General features: G+C 68.0%; 1 protein-coding gene and 1 pseudogene. One reads left to right on the top strand and one right to left on the bottom strand.

The annotated features are described in order from the left end of the window. A pseudogene (locus tag I5I_RS11875) lies at nucleotides 1-245 on the bottom strand (DUF2867 domain-containing protein); the annotation flags it as partial. Here I5I_RS11875 and I5I_RS17305 point away from each other — a divergent pair. Beyond that, on the top strand, nucleotides 175-1,425 hold the full coding sequence (locus I5I_RS17305) for a hypothetical protein (RefSeq protein WP_204365828.1): 1,251 nt from the start codon (nucleotides 175-177) through the stop codon (nucleotides 1,423-1,425). The pseudogene I5I_RS11875 and the gene I5I_RS17305 sit on opposite strands and share 71 nt — an antisense overlap. Nucleotides 1,426-1,537 lie beyond the last annotated feature (112 nt).

Raw genomic sequence — 1,537 nt, 5'->3', positions numbered from 1 at the left:
CGGCTGCGATTGCGCCGTCCGCGCACGAGCCCCACGCCTCCGACGACCCGGTCCATCCAGCCGCGCAGCGCCCACAGCACGGGCGCGGAGTACCAGCCGTTCTCGCCGCCGATCCCTTCGATGACCTCCCAGAGCCGCGCGGGGCTCGCGGTCGTCGTCGCCGTGCGCACGTCGGTGAACACGGTGCGCCCCGACCACTCCGGGTCGGACGGCAGCGGATCCGATGGCACGCCGCTGACCGCCGCGACCGTTATCGCTGGGGCGATCGGTTACGTCATCCAGGCAGCTGTTCCGGGATTCGTCGCCACCGCCGACTACGTGGCGTTCAGCATCTATTGGTCGGCGGTGTACCTCATCGTCGGAGCGATCTCTGGCGTTCAGCAGGAGGTGACCAGAGCGGCCCGCCAACGGGAGATGGGGCCTCGCGCTACCGGAACGCTCTTCCGCTTCACCCTGGGATCCGCCGGTGTCTTCGCCGTGGCCATCGTTGCGAGCTCCCCGCTGTGGGCGACGGCAGCGTTCGGGGCCGCTACCGGACTAGTCGGCCCGCTCGCTGTTGCTGCGGTGGCCTACACCTTCGTTGCTGCCCTTAGCGGCGTCTTCTACGGAGCGCGCCACTGGCGTGGCGCCGCCGGCATGACTATCACGGACAGCACCGTGCGTCTGATCACGATCGGTATCGCGCTGGCGCTGGGCGGAGGGATCATCCTACTGGGGTGGGCGGTCGCAGTTCCTTTCGCGCTCGCTGCCGTGAGCCTGTGGTTCGCAGGCGGTCGCCGCGCCGTTGAGGCGGTGGAACTGGACGTTCCGCTCCGTCGAATGTGGCGGAACAGCTTCAGTACGGTCGGCGCAGCGCTGGCGACGGGCGTCATGATCAGCGGTCTGCCGTTGCTGCTGGGACTCACTTCTCGAGGGTTGGGCGAGACGGATCTGGCGGCGGTCATCCTCGTGACCACTCTCACGCGCGCTCCTCTGGTCGTCCCGATGCTTGCACTCCAGAGCTACCTGCTCGTCACCTTCCGCGATGCACCGGAACGAGCGGCCCAGCGCACCGCGATCTGGGGCGCGATGCTGATGTGCGCCACCGCACTGCTCGCCGTACTCGGCGCACTCATAGGCCCCTGGATTATCGACCTCCTCTACCAGGGGCGATACGCGCTGGAACCGGCCATGTTTGCCGTGATCATTGCCGGGGCAGGGCTGACCGCGCTGCTGTCCTTGACAGGCGCAGCTGCTCTCGCCGCCGGCGACCATCTGCGCTACGTGATCGGCTGGGCTGCATCGTCCACAGCCCTCGTCGTAGGGCTTATCGCAGTCCCGGCGGGAATGTGGACGGTGATCGGAGCCGTCGCTCTCGCTCCCGTGGTGGGGATAGCAGTGCACGTGTCCTCGCTCAGGCGCCAGGCATCGAGGTCGCGCAAGTGAGGACGACTAGCGTGCGGCACCCGACAACGCCCGATCGAACGCCGCGCGAGTCTCAACGGCTGTGCGTCGCCACGTAAAGCTGGCGACTCTAGAGGATCCCCGGGACCGAGCT

This window comes from Microbacterium sp. B24 (assembly GCF_000333415.1).
Taxonomy (GTDB): domain Bacteria; phylum Actinomycetota; class Actinomycetes; order Actinomycetales; family Microbacteriaceae; genus Microbacterium.
Note: the sequence above shows the minus strand (reverse complement) of the source record. Positions and strands in the feature narration are given on the sequence as shown.